The 16,486-nt window shown below is 54.5% G+C and carries 18 protein-coding genes and 2 pseudogenes; 14 read left to right on the top strand and 6 right to left on the bottom strand.

The features are described 5' to 3' along the window. Window positions 1-75 precede the first annotated feature (75 nt). From ACYCCG_RS13240 to dksA, 4 genes and pseudogenes are all read left to right on the top strand, one after another. The gene (locus ACYCCG_RS13240) at window positions 76-552 is read left to right on the top strand and encodes an Atu1372/SO_1960 family protein (RefSeq protein WP_218115492.1); all 477 of its coding nucleotides are present in this window, start codon (window positions 76-78) and stop codon (window positions 550-552) included. Window positions 553-567: 15 nt separating this feature from the next. Then, window positions 568-882: a hypothetical protein gene (locus ACYCCG_RS13235; RefSeq protein ID WP_459670714.1), complete on the top strand. Its 315-nt coding sequence runs from the start codon at window positions 568-570 to the stop codon at window positions 880-882. Beyond that, window positions 863-1,327 (top strand): annotated as a pseudogene (locus tag ACYCCG_RS13230) (dihydroorotase); the annotation flags it as partial. The gene ACYCCG_RS13235 and the pseudogene ACYCCG_RS13230, both read left to right, overlap by 20 nt. Window positions 1,328-1,359: 32 nt before the next feature. Next, a complete protein-coding gene (gene dksA, locus ACYCCG_RS13225; protein ID WP_209965743.1) occupies window positions 1,360-1,764 on the top strand; it encodes an RNA polymerase-binding protein DksA in 405 nt (134 codons plus the stop codon). 245 nt (window positions 1,765-2,009) lie between these two features. Here the strand turns inward: dksA and ACYCCG_RS13220 are convergent, their stop codons facing one another. After that, window positions 2,010-2,702: an HAD family hydrolase gene (locus ACYCCG_RS13220; protein WP_209965745.1), complete on the bottom strand. Its 693-nt coding sequence runs from the start codon at window positions 2,700-2,702 to the stop codon at window positions 2,010-2,012. A 310-nt stretch (window positions 2,703-3,012) separates the two neighbouring features. Here ACYCCG_RS13220 and ACYCCG_RS13215 point away from each other — a divergent pair, with 310 nt between their 5' ends. The 6 genes from ACYCCG_RS13215 to ACYCCG_RS13190 all read left to right on the top strand — a co-directional run bounded on the left by ACYCCG_RS13215 (window position 3,013) and on the right by ACYCCG_RS13190 (window position 8,742). Continuing rightward, a complete protein-coding gene (locus tag ACYCCG_RS13215; protein ID WP_209965747.1) occupies window positions 3,013-3,984 on the top strand; it encodes an ornithine cyclodeaminase family protein in 972 nt (323 codons plus the stop codon). Between the two features lie 19 nt (window positions 3,985-4,003). Beyond that, window positions 4,004-4,966: a threo-3-hydroxy-L-aspartate ammonia-lyase gene (locus ACYCCG_RS13210; RefSeq protein WP_245355166.1), complete on the top strand. Its 963-nt coding sequence runs from the start codon at window positions 4,004-4,006 to the stop codon at window positions 4,964-4,966. A 143-nt stretch (window positions 4,967-5,109) separates the two neighbouring features. Then, entirely contained in the window at window positions 5,110-6,384 is a 1,275-nt protein-coding gene (locus tag ACYCCG_RS13205; RefSeq protein ID WP_209965749.1) for a dicarboxylate/amino acid:cation symporter, read from the top strand. A gap of 38 nt (window positions 6,385-6,422) precedes the next feature. Continuing rightward, window positions 6,423-7,553: an asparaginase gene (locus ACYCCG_RS13200; RefSeq protein ID WP_245355164.1), complete on the top strand. Its 1,131-nt coding sequence runs from the start codon at window positions 6,423-6,425 to the stop codon at window positions 7,551-7,553. A 61-nt stretch (window positions 7,554-7,614) separates the two neighbouring features. Next, window positions 7,615-8,001: a RidA family protein gene (locus tag ACYCCG_RS13195; protein ID WP_209965751.1), complete on the top strand. Its 387-nt coding sequence runs from the start codon at window positions 7,615-7,617 to the stop codon at window positions 7,999-8,001. A 45-nt stretch (window positions 8,002-8,046) separates the two neighbouring features. Beyond that, window positions 8,047-8,742: an RraA family protein gene (locus ACYCCG_RS13190; RefSeq protein WP_209965754.1), complete on the top strand. Its 696-nt coding sequence runs from the start codon at window positions 8,047-8,049 to the stop codon at window positions 8,740-8,742. 21 nt (window positions 8,743-8,763) lie between these two features. Here ACYCCG_RS13190 and ACYCCG_RS13185 read toward each other — a convergent pair whose 3' ends face one another. Both ACYCCG_RS13185 and ACYCCG_RS13180 read right to left on the bottom strand, forming a co-directional pair. Further along, window positions 8,764-9,390 (bottom strand): helix-turn-helix transcriptional regulator, encoded by a 627-nt coding sequence (locus ACYCCG_RS13185; RefSeq protein WP_209965756.1) that lies wholly within the window; start codon window positions 9,388-9,390, stop codon window positions 8,764-8,766. A 56-nt stretch (window positions 9,391-9,446) separates the two neighbouring features. After that, window positions 9,447-10,349 (bottom strand): LysR family transcriptional regulator, encoded by a 903-nt coding sequence (locus ACYCCG_RS13180; RefSeq protein WP_209965758.1) that lies wholly within the window; start codon window positions 10,347-10,349, stop codon window positions 9,447-9,449. Between the two features lie 94 nt (window positions 10,350-10,443). Between ACYCCG_RS13180 and ACYCCG_RS13175 the strand changes: the two genes are divergently transcribed. Continuing rightward, on the top strand, window positions 10,444-11,580 hold the full coding sequence (locus ACYCCG_RS13175) for a DSD1 family PLP-dependent enzyme (protein ID WP_252461115.1): 1,137 nt from the start codon (window positions 10,444-10,446) through the stop codon (window positions 11,578-11,580). Window positions 11,581-11,702: 122 nt separating this feature from the next. Here ACYCCG_RS13175 and ACYCCG_RS13170 read toward each other — a convergent pair whose 3' ends face one another. Beyond that, complete coding sequence (locus tag ACYCCG_RS13170) at window positions 11,703-12,185, bottom strand: YbaK/prolyl-tRNA synthetase associated domain-containing protein (protein WP_339444266.1); 483 nt, start codon at window positions 12,183-12,185, stop codon at window positions 11,703-11,705. 119 nt (window positions 12,186-12,304) lie between these two features. Between ACYCCG_RS13170 and ACYCCG_RS13165 the strand changes: the two genes are divergently transcribed. Next, window positions 12,305-13,060 carry an IclR family transcriptional regulator gene (locus tag ACYCCG_RS13165; RefSeq protein ID WP_339444268.1) on the top strand — a complete coding sequence of 252 codons (756 nt, stop codon included), beginning with the start codon at window positions 12,305-12,307 and terminating at the stop codon, window positions 13,058-13,060. A 39-nt stretch (window positions 13,061-13,099) separates the two neighbouring features. Here the strand turns inward: ACYCCG_RS13165 and ACYCCG_RS13160 are convergent, their stop codons facing one another. Continuing rightward, window positions 13,100-13,852, bottom strand: a complete 753-nt coding sequence (locus ACYCCG_RS13160) for an SDR family NAD(P)-dependent oxidoreductase (protein WP_459670708.1) — start codon at window positions 13,850-13,852, stop codon at window positions 13,100-13,102. Window positions 13,853-14,257: 405 nt separating this feature from the next. Between ACYCCG_RS13160 and ykgO the strand changes: the two genes are divergently transcribed. Beyond that, on the top strand, window positions 14,258-14,398 hold the full coding sequence (ykgO, locus tag ACYCCG_RS13155) for a type B 50S ribosomal protein L36 (protein ID WP_167057379.1): 141 nt from the start codon (window positions 14,258-14,260) through the stop codon (window positions 14,396-14,398). A 104-nt stretch (window positions 14,399-14,502) separates the two neighbouring features. On the opposite strand, the gene ACYCCG_RS13150 is transcribed toward ykgO, so the two are convergent. Then, complete coding sequence (locus ACYCCG_RS13150) at window positions 14,503-15,222, bottom strand: DUF4198 domain-containing protein (protein WP_459670707.1); 720 nt, start codon at window positions 15,220-15,222, stop codon at window positions 14,503-14,505. A 161-nt stretch (window positions 15,223-15,383) separates the two neighbouring features. Here ACYCCG_RS13150 and ACYCCG_RS13145 point away from each other — a divergent pair. Beyond that, window positions 15,384-15,875, top strand: a pseudogene (locus ACYCCG_RS13145) (TonB-dependent receptor plug domain-containing protein); the annotation flags it as partial. Window positions 15,876-16,486: the final 611 nt, after the last annotated feature.

Below are 16,486 nucleotides of genomic sequence, written 5' to 3'. Positions count from 1 at the left end.
TTGAGTTTTCCTCGGTATAGCGTCCAGGCGCGCCCTGCGCGTGCTTGACAATAACAACAGCACAAGGACCTCACCATGATCATGCTCGACACACCTGAATCGCGCCTGCAAGCTGCTGGCCTGACTTTGCCCAGCCCGGCACCGGCACTGGGCAACTATGTACCCTGGAGTATCGTCGGCAATACTCTGATGACGTCCGGACAGTTTCCCTGGATCGATGGGCAATTGCAGTACCGTGGCCGCTTGGGGCGCGATCTCGACCTCGGCCAAGGCTATGCGGCCTGCCACTTGGCGGCATTGAACGCGATCGCCCAGCTCAAGGATGCGGTGGGTGAATTGAGCCGGATCCGTCAGATTTACAGGCTCGAAGGCGTGCTCAATGTGGCCGAGGACTTCTACGATCATCCCAAGGCGCTGGATGGTGCTTCGGACTTGTTGGTGAGGGTCTTCAACGAGCGAGCCCGTCACACACGCATGATCTGGTCCAACCCGGTGATGCCCATGGACGGCTTCTGCCTGGTGTACCTGTTCGCTGAAATCGATGCCCAGTGAAAGGGAGCCATGATCATGATCCAGGCCAACAAACTGTTCTTCGCCAGTTGCCTGTCGCTGCTGGTGACCTCGATGATCTTTTCCATCCGTGCGGACGTTCTGCAATCGATCGGCGACGATTACCACTTATCCAACGCGATGATAGGCTTGACCATCTCATCGGTGTTCTGGGGTTTCACCCTGGGTATTATTGCCTGTGCCTTGATCGTTGACTGGGTTGGCATGAAATACCTGCACATCGTATCGGGGCTGGGCTACCTCATGGGTATCGCGATGATTCTATTGGCGCCGGCCAACCGCAGCGGGCAACCGATCGACGTTGCTCTGTGACCGTATCGATGTGATTGGCACTGATCATGCGCCTCACACCTTGGCGGAGAAGCAGCGGCCATATGCATCGGCGCCTTCAGGCCTGCCGCTTGTGCAGCATGCGTTTCCGGCTCTTTTCGAACTGGTTGAAGAGGGCGTTCTGCCGATCACTCAGCTGGTGCGCAAAACCAGCCATGCGGTCGCCGATTTGTTCGCCATTCATGAGCGTGGGTACCTGCGCGAAGGCTACTGGGCGGATCTGGCATTGATTGAGCGGCTTGAAAGTCCGCGCCCCGTCAGCCTTGATCCCATCTTGGCTCACTGCCAGTGGACGCCGTTCCAGAATCATCGACTGCGTCATCGTGTCAGCACCACGATCGTATCTGGGCAGATTGCATGGCACGAAGGGCGGCTTAATGAGGGTTGCCAAGGGTTACCACTCGCCTTCGGTGCGCAGCGTTCCTGATAAATCTAATTACTGATGTGGAAGCGACCGACATGACCGAACAAGAACTGCTATCACTGCCCGATGAGGCCTACATGGATGCTGCACAGCAGGAGTTTTTTCGCGAGCTCTTGCTGTCTCAGCGGGCGGAGCTTCAGGAGCGCATCTCCGGAGAGTTCCAGGTGATGCGTGAGTTTGAGCCCAGCAGCGATCCTTCCGATCTAGGGACGGTTGAAGAGCAGAGGCAGTGGCAGTTACGGCTTCTGGAGCGCGAGAAAAAGCTCTTGGACAAGATTGATGAAGCTTTGGAGCGAATCTCGCGCGGGGAATATGGGTGGTGCAAGGAGACCGGCGAGCCCATTGGCTTGCGGCGGTTGCTCTTGCGGCCTACAGCAACGCTCAGCATCGAGGCAAAAGAGCGGCAGGAGCGCCAAGAGCGTCATATGCGTGAAAGCTGACTTTAGTCCATAAGACCGTACGCGCTTCCGCGGGACTGGCGAACGCTAACCTGCCCGAGGGGCTCAGGCTAGATTCTGAGCCCATCGCAAGTCGTTTTGGCTATGTCCAGAAACCTCAAATGACGCTTCGTGCTTTGTGCAAAGAGGTGCAGTCATCTGCCGCGAGTGAGGCATGAGTCGACATAGTAAAAAGATGCATCGGCACCGGGCTGGGGCCGATCTTCAACTGCTGATCGTGTTACGCCTCACGCGAGAGCACCCGCTTCGAGTGGTGGCATTGCGCACTGTGTGCGTGCGTCACAAATTTGCTCAATCACGCGCGCAATTTCACTGAAGTTCTCAACGACGTAATGAGCACCTTCGGTCTGCAGGCGATGCTTGGGAACCTGGGAGGCAAATGCGATGACGGTAAGACCGGCAGCAACTGCAGCCTGGACACCAGGCACGGAATCCTCCACAGCAATGCATTCAGCGGGAGTGAGCCCCAGGTCAGCAACAGCGTTGAGGTAAACGTCGGGTGCTGGCTTTGGCCTAGCCTTGCCGGCGGTCGGCGAGTGGAAGGAAGAGAAATGTTCGGTCAATCCAGCTTTCCCCAAGACGAATTCAATATGGCCGACGCTCGCGTTCGACACAATGAATTTCGGAAGGGCAATTTTGCGAAGGGTTTCTTCCGCGCCAGGAATAGCCAACAGCTGAGCCTCGAGCATGGGGCGAAGCGTTGAGACAATCAGCTGGGGTAGGTTGTCTGGCAGCGCGCTGCCGAAATGAACTGCCAAGCGCTCCAGACAATGAGCGCGAGTAAACCCGAGAAAATCCTCAATCCACATTTCCGGCGTCAGCTCGATCGCGAGCGCCTCACGGGCCACTCGTTGAAATGCGTCGAACGCGAGTCGCTCGCTGTCCACCAGGGTACCGTCGCAATCGAAAAGTACGTTCATGGCTTACTGAATTCTCACGAGTAGGGCGGGTAAGTCCGGAGCCGGGATCGGGCTGCCGTTTCAATAAAGCGAAAGACCATAAGGTTGACTGTACTTTTTGTCAATTTCTAGACGAAATGAGTCGTTGTCATCATCTTCAAGAGTCCGCACGGATCTCCCAGGCAGCAGCCCGCCTCGCATTAGGCGCCTTGTTTTTCTGGCCCAAGCCTGAAAAAGGCGGTGACCAACGGCTCCTGCAGCCACCTTTACAGATAGTCCAGAACTAGATAATGTGTCTGAAATCGTGATGTGATTGTCTAGGCGCTACAGAATGTCGAAGATCGAAACGCTCAAAATTTTGGATAGGGACTGCGTAAACGCGCTGGTCTCGCCCGAGCAGATTCTTTTTGCAGTACGTGAGGCTTTCTACCTGCACAGTGCAGGTGAAGGTCAGGTATTCCCCATCGTGAGAGAGGCGCTCAGCACGGGCGGGGTTTTTGGTATCAAATCTGGCGGAATCTCCAGCCAAGGCGTGCTGGGATTCAAGGCGGCTGGCTTCTGGCCCAACAACCGTAGCTTGGGTGGTGAGCCTCATCAGGCCACGATTCTCCTGATCGATCCAGTGACTGGTCGGCCTCTCTGCATGATTGATGGCAATACCATCACCACGTTGCGTACAGGCGCAGCCGGGGCGCTGGGATTGGAAATCCTGGCCCGGCAGGACAGCACCAAGCTGACCGTTTTCGGTACAGGCGTTCAAGCCAGCATTCAAGTGGACTATGCGCTGCGCGTGATGCCAGGCATCAAGTCGGTGACCTATCTGACATTTGATGGGCAGCCTAATTCCCAGTTCGAAGCTCAATTTGCTGATCGTTGTGTGGTGCAGCACAGCGCTTCGGCAAATGAGGCGGTTTCGAATAGTGATGTTGTGATCACTGCGACTCCTGGTGGGCAGGTGCTGTTTGACCTCGATGCAGTGAAGCCCGGCACGCATATCAACTGCGTGGGGGCAGACACCAAAGGGAAGCGGGAAGCTCCAGCGGGATTGCTGGAGAAATCGAAGATCATTGTTGATGACCGCGATCAGGCTATCCAGATCGGGGAAACCCAATGGGCTCCTTTCATGCCGGTAGTCGAAATCGGAGATTTGCTGACCGGGGAAGCTGATTTTTCACGCAACGCTAACGACATCACGGTCTTCGACATGACGGGCTTGGCACTTCAAGACTTGACCGTTGCCCGTCTGTTGTTCGAGCAAGCGAAGATTGATGGTGTGGGCCACGATATCTCTTGGCCCTGGTAATTAGTTGAGGACTCAAGTCATGCAAATCACCCTGCCAACCTATCAGGATGTCATTGAGGCATCGGAGCGACTCGAAGGGGCCGCTAATATCACGCCGGTTCTGACCTCCCGCACCATCAATGCGGAAGTCGGTGCGGAGGTCTTCTTTAAATGTGAAAACTACCAGAGAACGGGTTCCTTTAAATTCAGGGGCGCCTACAATTCGTTGGCCAAGTTCACTGCTGAGCAGCGGGAATCTGGCGTTGTGGCGTTCTCTTCCGGTAACCACGCGCAGGGGATCGCACTGGCAGCTTCAATCCTGAAGATACCCGCGACTATCGTCATGCCGATTGACGCACCAGCTGCTAAGGTGGCGGCGACCAAGGGCTACGGTGCCGAGGTCATTTTTTACGATCGCTATACCGAAGACCGCGAAGCGATTGGCCGGTCACTTGCCGCCAAACACGGTATGACCCTGATCCCGTCCTATGATCATCCCGATGTTCTGGCTGGCCAAGGCACAGCTGCCAAGGAGCTTTTCGAAAGCGTTGGCGAGCTGGATGTGCTGTTCGCTGGCTTAGGTGGCGGCGGGATGCTGTCCGGTACCACGCTTTCTACCCGTGCGCTTTCACCTGCCTGCACACTCATTGGTGTGGAGCCGGAAGCGGGTAATGATGGTCAGCGGTCTTTCAACTCTGGCGAGATCGTACACATCGATACGCCGGACACCATTGCTGACGGCGCTCAGACACAACACCTGGGTAATTACACTTTCCCGATCATCCTGAACGGCGTGAACCGCATCGAAACGGTGACCGATGCAGAGCTGGTCGAGGCGATGAAGTTTTTTGCCCAGCGTATGAAAATGGTAGTTGAGCCAACAGGGTGCTTGGGCTTGGCTGCTGTTCGTAAGTTCAAGGATGAGCTGAAAGGCAAGCGCGTCGGGGTCATCATTACCGGCGGCAATATTGATATCGACAAGTTTGGTCGATTCCTTCAATAAAAATTAGATCTTTGCGTTAAAGCTACGCCTATGGGTGTGACTTCACCTGATGGCGAAGCTTTGCCGAAATATTGATGTTTCAGTAATTCTGCCCAAACAAAAATGGCCATGGATAAACATGGCCTCGATAATAAGAGGTGAATATGAAAAGCCGCTTTATTGTAAAAGCGATTGTGGTCGGTATGGTGCTCGGTGTAGCACTTGGAGGCGTCTTGCACAGCCAGCTGGATGCAGCCGGTGCGAAGGAGATCTCCACCTACCTAAACATGATAACTGACGTCTTCCTTCGTCTGATCAAGATGGTCATCGCTCCACTCGTCCTCGCAACGCTCGTCACGGGCGTGGCCAGCATGTCGGGCAGCGGTTCGATTGGTCGTGTAGGTTTCAAGGCCATTTCCTGGTTTCTAATCGCATCGCTGGTGTCGCTTGGCATCGGTTTGGTGCTCGCCAACCTGTTCCAGCCAGGCACTGGGCTGAACTTGACGGTCGACCCTAACCAAGCAGTGAATACCGGATTGAGCGCAGGTTCTCTGAGCCTTCCAGTCTTCCTGTCCCATGTCTTCCCCCGCAGCATTATCGAGGCGATGGGCAGCAACGAAGTGCTGCAGATTGTTATCTTCTCGTTGTTCTTCGGCAGCGCACTGGCCTTCGTCAAAGGCAAAGGCAAGTCGCTTATTGTCGACGTGCTTGAAGAGCTCGCCAACGTCATGTTCAAGGTCACTGACTACGTCATGTACGTAGCACCGTTTGCAGTATTCGCTGCAATTGCTTCCACGGTGACCGTGCATGGTTTGGAGATGGTGATGACCTTCGGGAAAATGGTCGCACAGTTCTTCCTCGGTATTGCGTTGCTGTGGCTGTTGATCTCGTTGGCTGGTTATCTCGCTCTCGGGCAGCGAATGAAGCCGCTGCTGTCGCTCATGCGCGAACCTCTTCTGATCGCTTTCTCGACTGCCAGCAGTGAGGCGGCCTATCCGAAGACGATCGCGGCGCTGGAAAAATTTGGTGCAAACAAGCGTGTGACCAGCTTTGTGTTGCCTCTGGGCTACTCGTTCAACCTTGACGGCTCAATGATGTATCAAGCCTTCATCGTCATGTTCATCGCTCAGGCTTACAACATCGAGATGACGTTCGCCCACCAGGTCGTGGTGCTGCTGACTCTGCTCGTGATCAGTAAGGGAACCGCAGGTGTCGCACGTGGCTCGCTCGTTGTGCTGGCCGCAGGGCTGCCGATGATAGGGCTTCCGGAAGCTGGCTTGCTGCTCATTCTGGCCGTTGACCCAATTTTGGACATGGGGCGTACAGCCACCAACGTCTTCGGCTGCAGTGTTGCTACCGCTGTGATCGGCAGGCACGGCAATGCTGATGAAAAAGATGTCGCTGAGGGGCGCCTCGAAGGGTCAACCCAAGTCGTTTAACTCTACCGCTCACTAACAAAAAAAAGAGAAGCGAAATCATGTCCATCACTATCCAGAGCTCCAGCTTTCGTCAGTTTTTTACCCAGAAGCTGCTCGCCGCAGCAATGGTTTCACTGCTGACCGGTTTCGTTGTTGTAGCTCCCGCTTACGCTCAAGAGAAACCCATGAGTACAACCAATCAACAGGCAGCGTTGCCTCGCGTTCTTCTCCTGGCCACTGGTGGCACGATCGCTGGCTCAGCCGATAACCGCGGCAGCGGTGCCTACAACGCAGGTGCAATTGGCGCCCAGCAATTAGTCTCATCAGTTGCGGGTCTGGGTGATCTGGCTTCCTTGTCTGCAGAGCAGGTTGCTTCAATCGGATCGCAAGATATGTCCGATGACATCTGGCTAAAACTTGCCAGTCGCATTCAGAAAGCTCTCGACCAGGGAGAGGCTGACGCCGTTGTAGTGACTCACGGCACTGACACTATGGAGGAGACAGCGTTCTTCCTGAGTTTGGTACTGAAGACTGACAAACCTGTCGTGCTGGTAGGCTCGATGCGCCCAGCCACGGCTCTCGGTGCCGATGGCCCTGCCAATATCTACGAGGCTGTGCAGGTTGCTGTAGACAAGCAGTCCAAGGGCCGTGGCGTAATGGTCGTGATGAACGACCAGATCGACAGCGCGCGAGGCGTGACCAAGACGCACAGTACGAGTGTACAGACCATGCAGTCCCCGAACCTGGGGTCACAGGGCTATGTGGATCTTGGGCATGTCAGATTCGTAAAGCCTGCTGTTCCAGGGCAGCTGCTTAAACTACCGGAAGCGCCGCTGCCTCGGGTAGAGATCATCTACAGCCATAGCAACATGGACGCGCTGCAGATTGAGCACGCCATCGCTGATAAGGCCAAGGGAATTGTTTTGGCTGGCATGGGTGACGGTAACACCTCGAAAGCGGCATTGGCTGCTCTGGAAAAAGCGGCGGCTCAGGGCATCGTCGTGGTGCGCTCGACACGCGTCAGCAAGGGTTACGTCAACCGCAATGTTGAAGTGGATGATTCCAAAAGCGGCTTTGTCGCTTCAATGGATCTGAATCCTCAGAAGGCAAGGGTGCTTACCCAGCTGCTCATTGCGAACGGCGTCACAGACCCTCAAAAGGTTCAAGAAGCATTCTTGAACGGTCACTAAGTCTCATCGTCAAGCCGGTGCTTCGAGTATCTCGGGGCCCGGCTCACTTTTTAGGTTACCCATGAAAATAATTAGCACCGCTGATGCATCTACTCCTGCCGGCCACTATTCCCAAGGCGTGATTCACCAAGGCTCTCTTTACATCTCTGGACAGCTGCCGGTCAGCCCCGATGGGACTCATAACATCGATGCCTCCTTTGCTGAGCAGACCCAGCTGGCTCTGAACAACGTCATTGCGATTCTGGACGCGGCGGGGTGCAGCACCGCAGACCTGGTCAAGGTGACGGTCTATGTCGCTGGTGTGAAGCACTGGCCAGCGTTCGACCGGATTTACTCCGAGACACTGGGGAGCCATCGTCCGGCCCGCGCAGTTGTACCGGTGCCCGAATTGCACCATGGCTACCTGGTCGAGATTGAAGCGGTTGCGCGTGTAGCAACAGCTGCTTGAAGAGCTACCCATACGACCATTTCTGCATAATTCAGGAGATTGGCGATGCTCAATGTCGCTTCTAACGAAGCTTGGCCTACTGGCTTTCACATCAATGAATCCCCAGCTGGCGTGAGCGAGAAATGGCTGAATGAGTTCAGCCGGATCCCAAGCGCAATCATCAGTGACTGCCTGGGACGTAATGTCGGCGGTTTAGGGCTTCGTCCATATCATGGGCGGGGTCACATGTGCGGTTCTGCGATCACTGTTCGGGTTCGACCTGGCGATAACCTGATGACGCTGAAAGCGATTCAAATGGCTCGTCCGGGTGACGTCCTGGTGGTCGATGGCAGTGGCGATCAGACCCGAGCCATCATCGGTGGCATCATGCGAGCGATGGCGTTGAAGGCGGGTATCGCGGGTATCGTGGTCAACGGTGTATTGCGAGATCGTGACGATTGGCTGGATGGGAAAATGCCGATCTTTGCCCTAGGTTGTGTGCATCGCGGCCCGAGTACTGATGGTACCGGTGAGATCAATGTTCCAGTCTCCTGTGCTGGGCTAGTAGTCAATCCAGGCGACTTGGTCGTTGGTGATTCAGATGGCGTGGTTGCAATCGCCCAGGAACAACTGCCTGTTGTGTTTGAGCGGTGCCGCCAATTGCTGGATCGTGAAGCGATGATCATGAAGGGTATTGAGGATGGTTCGCTTGACCCTGATCGCTTCAACGCTCTGCTCAGGGCCAAGGGGTGTCCAGTCTGACAGCGGACAGACAAGCGGCCCTTATCTGGAGTCGCTGTACACTGTCGCTCGAGATACGCCGAGATGAGAGGCTACGGTTTCCATCGCTTTTCTAATCTCAAGCAAGCCGGCCTCTTTCAGCTCTTGAAGCAGAACTCTTCGGTCGGCTGCTTTCAACGCGCGGGGAGTGGTGGCTAAGCGAGCGGCAAATTGGTCAATCTTGGCCCGGATTGTCTCTGCACCACTGCTTTCCAAGGACTCGTGTGGGCGGTCTCCACTGAACGAGCCGAACTGCTCGATCATCCCCTGTAGGCCTCGGAACAGCGTGAGGTCGATATTCATGCACAGTGCCGCAACGTAACGACCGGTCGAGTCCTTGATGCCGATGGAGGTGCTTTTCACCTGGCGGCCATCTTTGAATTGGTTTGGATAGTTGGCGATGACCTGCGGGTAAGCCGGGTCGGCAATCCTCGCAAGTCCTAGCTCTGTGGCGGGGTGGCCTACCTCACGACCCGACAAGTTATTGTGAATGGCCAGGATCGCGTGTTCAGGATCACGAAGATCATGCAAAACGACTTCGCAAAAAGGGCTAAAGGTCTGACTCAAACCTTCAGCGATCTGCTCCATTTGGGAAATGAGAGCTTGTTGTTCGGGGGTAGTTTTCTTCATTTTTTGAAGATATCCAGCCTGTATGAATAGTGTCAATCGCTCGGAGGCGGCCCGATTCAGATCGAGTCCGGGATTGGGGATTTGAAGGACGCACTTAGAAAACTGCTAAGCATCTGTACCTTTCTCGACCGATTTTTTTGAGTCGGGATGAGAAGAAGGATCGGCGCCGTGTCGAACTGCCAGTCAGGCAGAACACGCATCAGCGTTCCATTTGCCACAGATTCAGCTACATCCCATTGAGATCGTAAGACTAGGCCCAGATCGCTCTCTGCCCATCTACGAGCGACACCACCGTCGTTGGTAGTCATGGCCGGGAGGACACGAATTGACTGGGTTTGTGCTTTCCTGTGGAGATGCCAGAACGTTACGTGCTCATCATTTTCGCGAATGCAAATACACCGGTGGGATGCGATGTCGTTTGGCGTGTCGGGCATACCATGCTTCTGCAGGTACGTGGGGCTGGCACATAACCATCGCTCGTTGGATGCGAGCACCTGCGCAGTCCATGAACTGTCCGATATGGAGCCTATGTGGATTACTGCGTCGCAGTTGTTGCGGTCAGGCCAGGGTGTCTCTTTCAAGTCGAGTTCGATCTTGAGCTTGGGATGAAGCTTGGCAAAACGAGCAAGCATTGGCGCAAGACGCAAGCGGCCAAATCCGAATGGCGCTGCAAGGCGCAAGACGCCCTGGAGTTGCTGGTCATCCCCGATCATGGATTCAGAAAGCTCTTCCAATGATTGCAGCAGGCGTTTGCCTTCTTCCGCTAGGCGCTCGCCATCTTCCGTTAGGGACAATCGTCTGGAGTCTCTGCTGGCGAGTTTGAGGCCCAACGCGACCTCCAGCTTACGCAGCCGCATCGAGAGGGCTGCAGTTGTGACCCGCAATTTTCGAGCCGCTTCACTCAGTGAGCCAGAGGCAGAAATTGCGGTGACGAGCTCAAGGTCGGCGAACGTTATCATTAAGAATTGCTTAACCTTTGATTAATCTACCGTTAACCAAAAATATATCCATACGGCTAGAGTTGCAACGACAAAACCACATCAGAGATTCGCCATGACCACCTCTATTCACACCTTGGACACACCGGTAGCAGTCGTCGACGTCGCTCGCATGAACAGAAACATTCAACGCATGCAGCACCGGGCTGACAGCCTTGGTGTCAGGTTGCGACCTCACGTGAAAACCACTAAATGTGCTCAAGTGGTGGAGGCGCAGATCCAGGCAGGAGCTCAGGGCGTTACCGTCTCTACCCTCAAGGAAGCCCAAGCTTTCTTCGCTCAAGGGGTCACCGACATTCTGTATGCTGTCGCCATGGCGCCTAACAAGCTTGCTCACGCGTTGGATCTGCGCCGAGCGGGGTGTGCTTTGATCATCGTGACTGACAGCGTTGCCGGCGCTCGGGCCATAGTTGAGTTTGGACGTGCCCACGATGAACGTTTCGAAGTGTTCATCGAGATTGATAGCGATCATCACCGCTCTGGAGTCCGCAGTGATGATCCACTGCTGGTTGACATTGCGAAGGTGATCCATGAGGGGGGCGCTGTACTCAAAGGCGTGATGACTCATGCTGGCGAAAGCTACAAGCTCAACACATTGGAAGCTCTTCAGGAAATCGCTGAGCTCGAACGCTCCGAGTGCGTCAAGGCAGCCGAGGCTATTCGGGCTGCTGGCATTCCTTGCCCCGAAGTCAGTGTGGGGTCGACCCCGACAGCGCTCTCTGCTGTTCACCTGGAAGGCGTTACCGAACTGCGCGCCGGGGTGTACGTTTTCTTTGACCTGGTGATGCACAACGTAGGTGTGTGTGCTCTGGATGACTTGGCTTTGTCTGTTCTCACTACTGTGATCGGCCACCAGCCCGATAAAGGGTGGATTATCACTGACTCCGGTTGGATGGCCATGAGTCGTGACCGAGGTACTCAAGCTCAGCAATGTAACTTCGGGTACGGCCTGGTATGTGACTCGAACGGAACCCTCATTGACGGGCTGCTGTTGCGTTCTGCCAACCAAGAGCACGGCGTGGCGTCCTTTGAAGAGGGTATGTCTGTGGACGTAGAGAAGCTGTATCCAATCGGCACTCAGCTGCGCGTCCTTCCCAATCATGCTTGTGCAACTGGTGCCCAGTACCCGGCCTATGAGGCGCTGCAACCAAACGGTGAAGTGGCCCATTGGTCTCGTGTGAATGGCTGGTAATGGAGCGTCGAGGGGCTAAGGATTGAATGCCTTCTCGTGAACGGCGAGTAAGGTTCGGGAAGGATTCTGATCACCGCCTGGTGCCACGCACGCCAGGCGGTGTTTTCATTCTGAGCGCAGCACTACTGCTCTGCGATCTTGGTCAGTACAGGTCTGGCCACGCGCAGGTAGTCGTCGGAATTCAAGATGATTGATCTGTCTAGACGGCCCGCGTTGAAGGCGATCTCGGAATAGCGCTCGAACAATTCCGGATCCGCCACAAGCTTCAGTTCTTCATTGAAGCTGAAGGGAGGGATGGCCCCGACCACGCATCCCGTCAACTCATTAGCTTTGTCAGCGGAGACCAATCGAATTTTTTTGGCACCCAAGTGCTCGGCAAGCTGGCTTGTCGACAGTTTTCTATCTGCAGGCAGCACCGCCAAAACAAACTGAACCGAACCGTCGGTGTGAGTGCTTGAGCAGATCAGTGCCTTCGCACCTTGTCCCACCTCAGTTCCGCGGGCTAAGGCCACCTCAACCGACTTGCCGGCGGACGGATGTTCCACAAGGCGGAATCTGCACGCATTCGTTTCTAGCGTTTCTAGGAGAAGAGCGTGAGGTGACATCAAGGTTTCCTTGCATGAAGGCGGATTGAGGGCGGAAATTAAGGTGATCTGTACGTTTTGTCAAATTATGTACAATATGACTGATTCGTGTTGAGGGAGCTACCGATCTAGGTGCTCGGATGCACCTCCTTGCTCAAAATGCCTACCGAAAGCGGGTCGAGATCGTGAAGAGTAAAAATATACAATCTGTTGAGCGCGCATTGGCCATTTTAGAGGTTTTGCGTGACTTTGGCGGCAGTGCGAAACTTAATGATATCGCCACGGCTGCAGGCCTAACGGCGAGCACTGCCCATGGTTTGCTCAATACCTTAGTAGACCTTGGGTATGTAATAAGGGAAGGCTTGCTCTATACGACGGGGATAAAGTTACTTCACTTGGCGAGGCCCGCTGAGAGCAGAGAGCAAGAGCTAATTAGGCTCTTTATGCCTGCCATGCAAGCGTTTAGCGCTGCTTGCGGTGTGACGTCATTATTGGCAGTGGCATGTGGTGTAAATAACTATGTCATCGTGCAGCGTTCAGAGCCCAATGGGCTTTCAACTTCTGATCCAGCAGTTGAATGTAACGCACTGACGGAAACGGCGGTAGGTAAGGTCTTGCTTGCACATGACGCGGCACTACTGAGAAGGCTAAGCCTGGTTGGGGATGTAACGCTAGAGTTGCGGGAAGAAATTGAAATGATTCGAAGGCAGGGATATGCCGCTGACATCGGACAGAGCGAATTTGACCTGAATTGTGTGGCACTTCCTCTTCGCCTGAGGGGTGAGGTTGTTGCGTCTCTTGGTGCAACTGCAATTTCTCATAAGCTACCAGGCGCATCAATGATCGAGGCTGTTAAAAAATGCATGCGAGACTTATACCCACTTCTTAGCCTCTAACTTAGGAAGAAGAGCCCCGGACATGGCCGGGGCGGGAAACTAGAACTGTACGCCTCTCGACAGGCCCCCATCGATCAGGAAATTAGCGCCGGTTGTAAAGCTCGAAACAGGACTGGCCAAGAAGACTGTAGCGCTCGCGATTTCGGCAGGTGAACCCATACGTCCAGTGGGGTTGGCAGCTATGAATTGAGCAAAGATGTCCGGCTGCTCACGCTCAATTTTCCCCCAGACGCCGTCTTCAAAATAGACGTTTCCAGGTGAAACGGTATTGACACGTATGCCGTCGGAGGCGTGCTTAAGTGCCAATGTCTTACCGTAGTGGATAAGCGCTGCTTTGAAGACACCGTAAGGCTCTGCAAAGATATCAATGTCACGGCCCGAGACGCTTGAGATGATGACTATGGATGCATTCTCAGATTCTTTGAGGTGTGGGATGGCAGCGTTGACGAAGTGTACGGTTCCCAAAAGGTCAGTGTTATATCCTTTATGCCACACATCTAGATCCTCCCCCGCGAGCAGGGCGCTCACATTGGGGATGATGATATCGATGCCACCCATTTTTGCAGCTGATTCGTCTACCCACCCCTTCACCTGTGAGTTATCAGTGACGTCAACTACCGAGCCGAATGCATTGTCGCCATATATACGCTGAGCTTGCGAGACCCCTTCGCTGTCACGAGCGCAGAAGGAAACCTGCGCCCCTTCAGCAATAAAACATTCGACGATCGCTCGGCCAATGCCGCGTGTTGCCCCGCTGACCAATACTTTTTTGCCTTGAAGGTTTAAATTCACAATAATGACTCCATGTAAAAGGAGGCCAAAGAATAATTAGCCAAAGACAAGGTGTCGATCTTTTGAGCAGATGTCTGGCCTTAATTCGGCATTGTCGAAATTTTTGGAGTGATATTGAGCGAGACGGTTTTTCGTGGCTTGCGATAAGAGAAGAAATGCCCCGCACTTGAGTCGCAGATCGCTGGTAATAAATACGGTTGCGAGTCAGAGGTCTTGCCAAGCGAACCTACGAGCTGTGGGCTTCCGGAGGAAATCGAACCTCCGTCTGTCATGTGCTTCGACCGTGGTCAACCCGCGCATCATGGTCAGGAGCAAGACGATACCTGGAAGCAATGGCCAATCTGCTGCTTGCAGTCGAGAATGATAGTCGTTATCGTTACGTTATCACATAACAGTAGGTGGGCTATGCAGGTACTATCTTCGCTCAAGCAAGCTAAACATCGTCACCGGGACTGCCAGGTCGTTAAGCGCCGCGGCAGGCTTTACGTGATATGCAAATCGAACCCCCGGTTCAAAGCCAGGCAGGGGGGTGTGAAGAAGAAGTAAGCAGTGTCCGCGCTGCAGCGATCAATGCTGAGGGCGGTTTGGTAAATCATGCTGCGGGGTACTCCATAAGCTTTGGCACCAAGCCCGAGCCCTGGAGTGCTCCGTCAGTGCTGGTGGGGCTCGCCGACAAAGCTCAACGAGGTGAACAAACTCCTCTCCGAGTTCGGATCGCCGTCCATGGCAACCCTGGCTTGCGCTGCAATGATGTTGAGACCTCTGTTTCGAACAATTACGGTCGCCCGCCCTTGTGGGTCGGTCGTGACGCTATTGCCTTCCGGCAAACCTCGATAATCTTCGAACAAAGGGATATTCGCTGCAGGTTTACCGTCAATCGTTACCTCCACCGGTAAGGGCTTCCCAACACCCACTTCAAGCGGGTCTTTGAGTGGACGAATGATCATCGCAAGCTTGAGGCGATCAGGCACGTGAGCGTGTGGCTTCAAAATGGCCAGGCTGTATTTGTAGCTATGACTGGTGCTGATTGCGTCAGGGACATCAGACTTGGGCGCATTGATGGCCTTACCATCTTTTCCTTTGCTCCATATTCCGTTGTCCAGTGCGACTGTGACGACGGCAGGGGATGACGTTGGGTGTAGGCGAGCATGGTCATCCAGGCGTTCTACTGTGACTGGTACCAAATGACCGGCTTGGTCATATGCCCAGACACCCTTGATCTTCTTAGCCTGATAAGCCTCATCCTCCGCACCATGACCGTAAACGACCTCAAGGTGACCGTAACGCTGTTCTGTCCAAATGCCATGTGCACTTGCGGTTTGAGCGCCAACAGCGCTGATAACCGCGGCCAGCGAAAGCACGAGCTTCATATGTCTTCCTAACCTCGAGAATGCCGTATCCATTGGGGTGAAGGGTACGCCTGCGTCGAGTGCGCCCCCCACATGAGCACCCATACCGATCCATAGCGCTTGTCTATGCAATCCTGTATCGTGCAAAACAAACGTTATAACATAACGATAAGGTTGTCTTTATGTATGGATGTGCGAAGCGCAGCAGAGTGTGGGTTCTTACTGGTGCGGCGCTGACAGGGTTGAGTGCATTTGAGCCGGTGGGCGCGGTTGAAGTGGAAGCCGCAGAGGTTACCGAGCTTGAAGCAATCGAGGTCACGGGGGAGGGAGGAAGCACTACTCGGATAGAGCCATTGGAACGCAACAAGGTTAGCAACGCACCAGAGAGCTTGCCGGCGGCAGTGTCGACTATCACTCAGGAAGAAATTCGCACGCTCAACGTGGATCGGGACATCTCCAACATTTACCGTCGTGTGCCAGGCGTGGTTGCAAACAACATCGATCAGGGGGACACCGGCAATGGCTTCCGCATGCGTGGCTTCGCCACGAACGGTACTCACGGTGCGGACGTGGCTGTGTATGTGGACGGCGTACCTCAAAACATTCCATCCAGCCAAGGTGGTGCTGGTCATGGCCCTGTGTTCATGGAGTGGCTTACGCCGCAGATGATCAAGCGGGTCGATGTCATCAAGGGGCCTGTGTCGGCGTTGTTTGGCGATCAAAACCGAGCAGGGGCAGTAAACATCGAGACACTGGATGGCAGCGATGTTGCTTCGAGTATTGGCCTGGATATCGCGAGCTATGACGGTCGCCGAGCTAACCTGGTTCTTGCGGGAGAGCACGAAGGCTTCGAGTCCCTGTTCGTTGCCGACGTCTACAAGACCAATGGGTATCGGAAAGCTGCAGAAACCAACCGCGACAACTATTTCTGGAAGCTTTCCAAGGTCTTCGATGATGCAAAGTACTCGGCCCGGTTCAGCCATTACGAGTCGGATTTCAAGAATGATGGCTATCTGAACCTGCCCGCCCTGCGCGCAGGTACCATCAGTCGGCGGGACACTGACAATCTCTATGGCTTTGGCAACGCCGGCGTTTTTCAAGGTAGTTGTCGCGTCAACCATCCAACTATGCGGCTTGCTTCACGTGCTGTTGTTCTCTATCAGGGTTCAGCAGCACGGTACCAATCGGCTCCCAGTTGCGAGTGCGTCCTGACCATCGCTCCGGATTCTTGCTTCGAGCGCGCTCATAGAGTTCGTGGCGCAGGGCAAGGATTTGCCTGTCCTGA

This window comes from Pseudomonas sp. VEM90 (assembly GCF_054611535.1).
Note: the sequence above shows the minus strand (reverse complement) of the source record. Positions and strands in the feature narration are given on the sequence as shown.

What these genes read in the sequence shown, in the direction of transcription:
- ACYCCG_RS13240 (WP_218115492.1), top strand. Translation starts at nt 76, where the DNA reads ATGATCATGCTCGACACACCTGAATCGCGCCTGCAAGCTGCTGGCCTG.
- ACYCCG_RS13215 (WP_209965747.1), top strand. Translation starts at nt 3,013, where the DNA reads ATGTCGAAGATCGAAACGCTCAAAATTTTGGATAGGGACTGCGTAAAC.
- ACYCCG_RS13200 (WP_245355164.1), top strand. Translation starts at nt 6,423, where the DNA reads ATGTCCATCACTATCCAGAGCTCCAGCTTTCGTCAGTTTTTTACCCAG.
- ACYCCG_RS13165 (WP_339444268.1), top strand. Translation starts at nt 12,305, where the DNA reads ATGCACCTCCTTGCTCAAAATGCCTACCGAAAGCGGGTCGAGATCGTG.
- dksA (WP_209965743.1), top strand. Translation starts at nt 1,360, where the DNA reads ATGACCGAACAAGAACTGCTATCACTGCCCGATGAGGCCTACATGGAT.
- ACYCCG_RS13190 (WP_209965754.1), top strand. Translation starts at nt 8,047, where the DNA reads ATGCTCAATGTCGCTTCTAACGAAGCTTGGCCTACTGGCTTTCACATC.
- ACYCCG_RS13235 (WP_459670714.1), top strand. Translation starts at nt 568, where the DNA reads ATGATCCAGGCCAACAAACTGTTCTTCGCCAGTTGCCTGTCGCTGCTG.
- ACYCCG_RS13180 (WP_209965758.1), bottom strand. Translation starts at nt 10,349, where the DNA reads ATGATAACGTTCGCCGACCTTGAGCTCGTCACCGCAATTTCTGCCTCT.
- ACYCCG_RS13220 (WP_209965745.1), bottom strand. Translation starts at nt 2,702, where the DNA reads ATGAACGTACTTTTCGATTGCGACGGTACCCTGGTGGACAGCGAGCGA.
- ACYCCG_RS13185 (WP_209965756.1), bottom strand. Translation starts at nt 9,390, where the DNA reads ATGAAGAAAACTACCCCCGAACAACAAGCTCTCATTTCCCAAATGGAG.
- ACYCCG_RS13175 (WP_252461115.1), top strand. Translation starts at nt 10,444, where the DNA reads ATGACCACCTCTATTCACACCTTGGACACACCGGTAGCAGTCGTCGAC.
- ykgO (WP_167057379.1), top strand. Translation starts at nt 14,258, where the DNA reads ATGCAGGTACTATCTTCGCTCAAGCAAGCTAAACATCGTCACCGGGAC.
- ACYCCG_RS13150 (WP_459670707.1), bottom strand. Translation starts at nt 15,222, where the DNA reads ATGAAGCTCGTGCTTTCGCTGGCCGCGGTTATCAGCGCTGTTGGCGCT.
- ACYCCG_RS13205 (WP_209965749.1), top strand. Translation starts at nt 5,110, where the DNA reads ATGAAAAGCCGCTTTATTGTAAAAGCGATTGTGGTCGGTATGGTGCTC.
- ACYCCG_RS13210 (WP_245355166.1), top strand. Translation starts at nt 4,004, where the DNA reads ATGCAAATCACCCTGCCAACCTATCAGGATGTCATTGAGGCATCGGAG.
- ACYCCG_RS13195 (WP_209965751.1), top strand. Translation starts at nt 7,615, where the DNA reads ATGAAAATAATTAGCACCGCTGATGCATCTACTCCTGCCGGCCACTAT.
- ACYCCG_RS13170 (WP_339444266.1), bottom strand. Translation starts at nt 12,185, where the DNA reads ATGTCACCTCACGCTCTTCTCCTAGAAACGCTAGAAACGAATGCGTGC.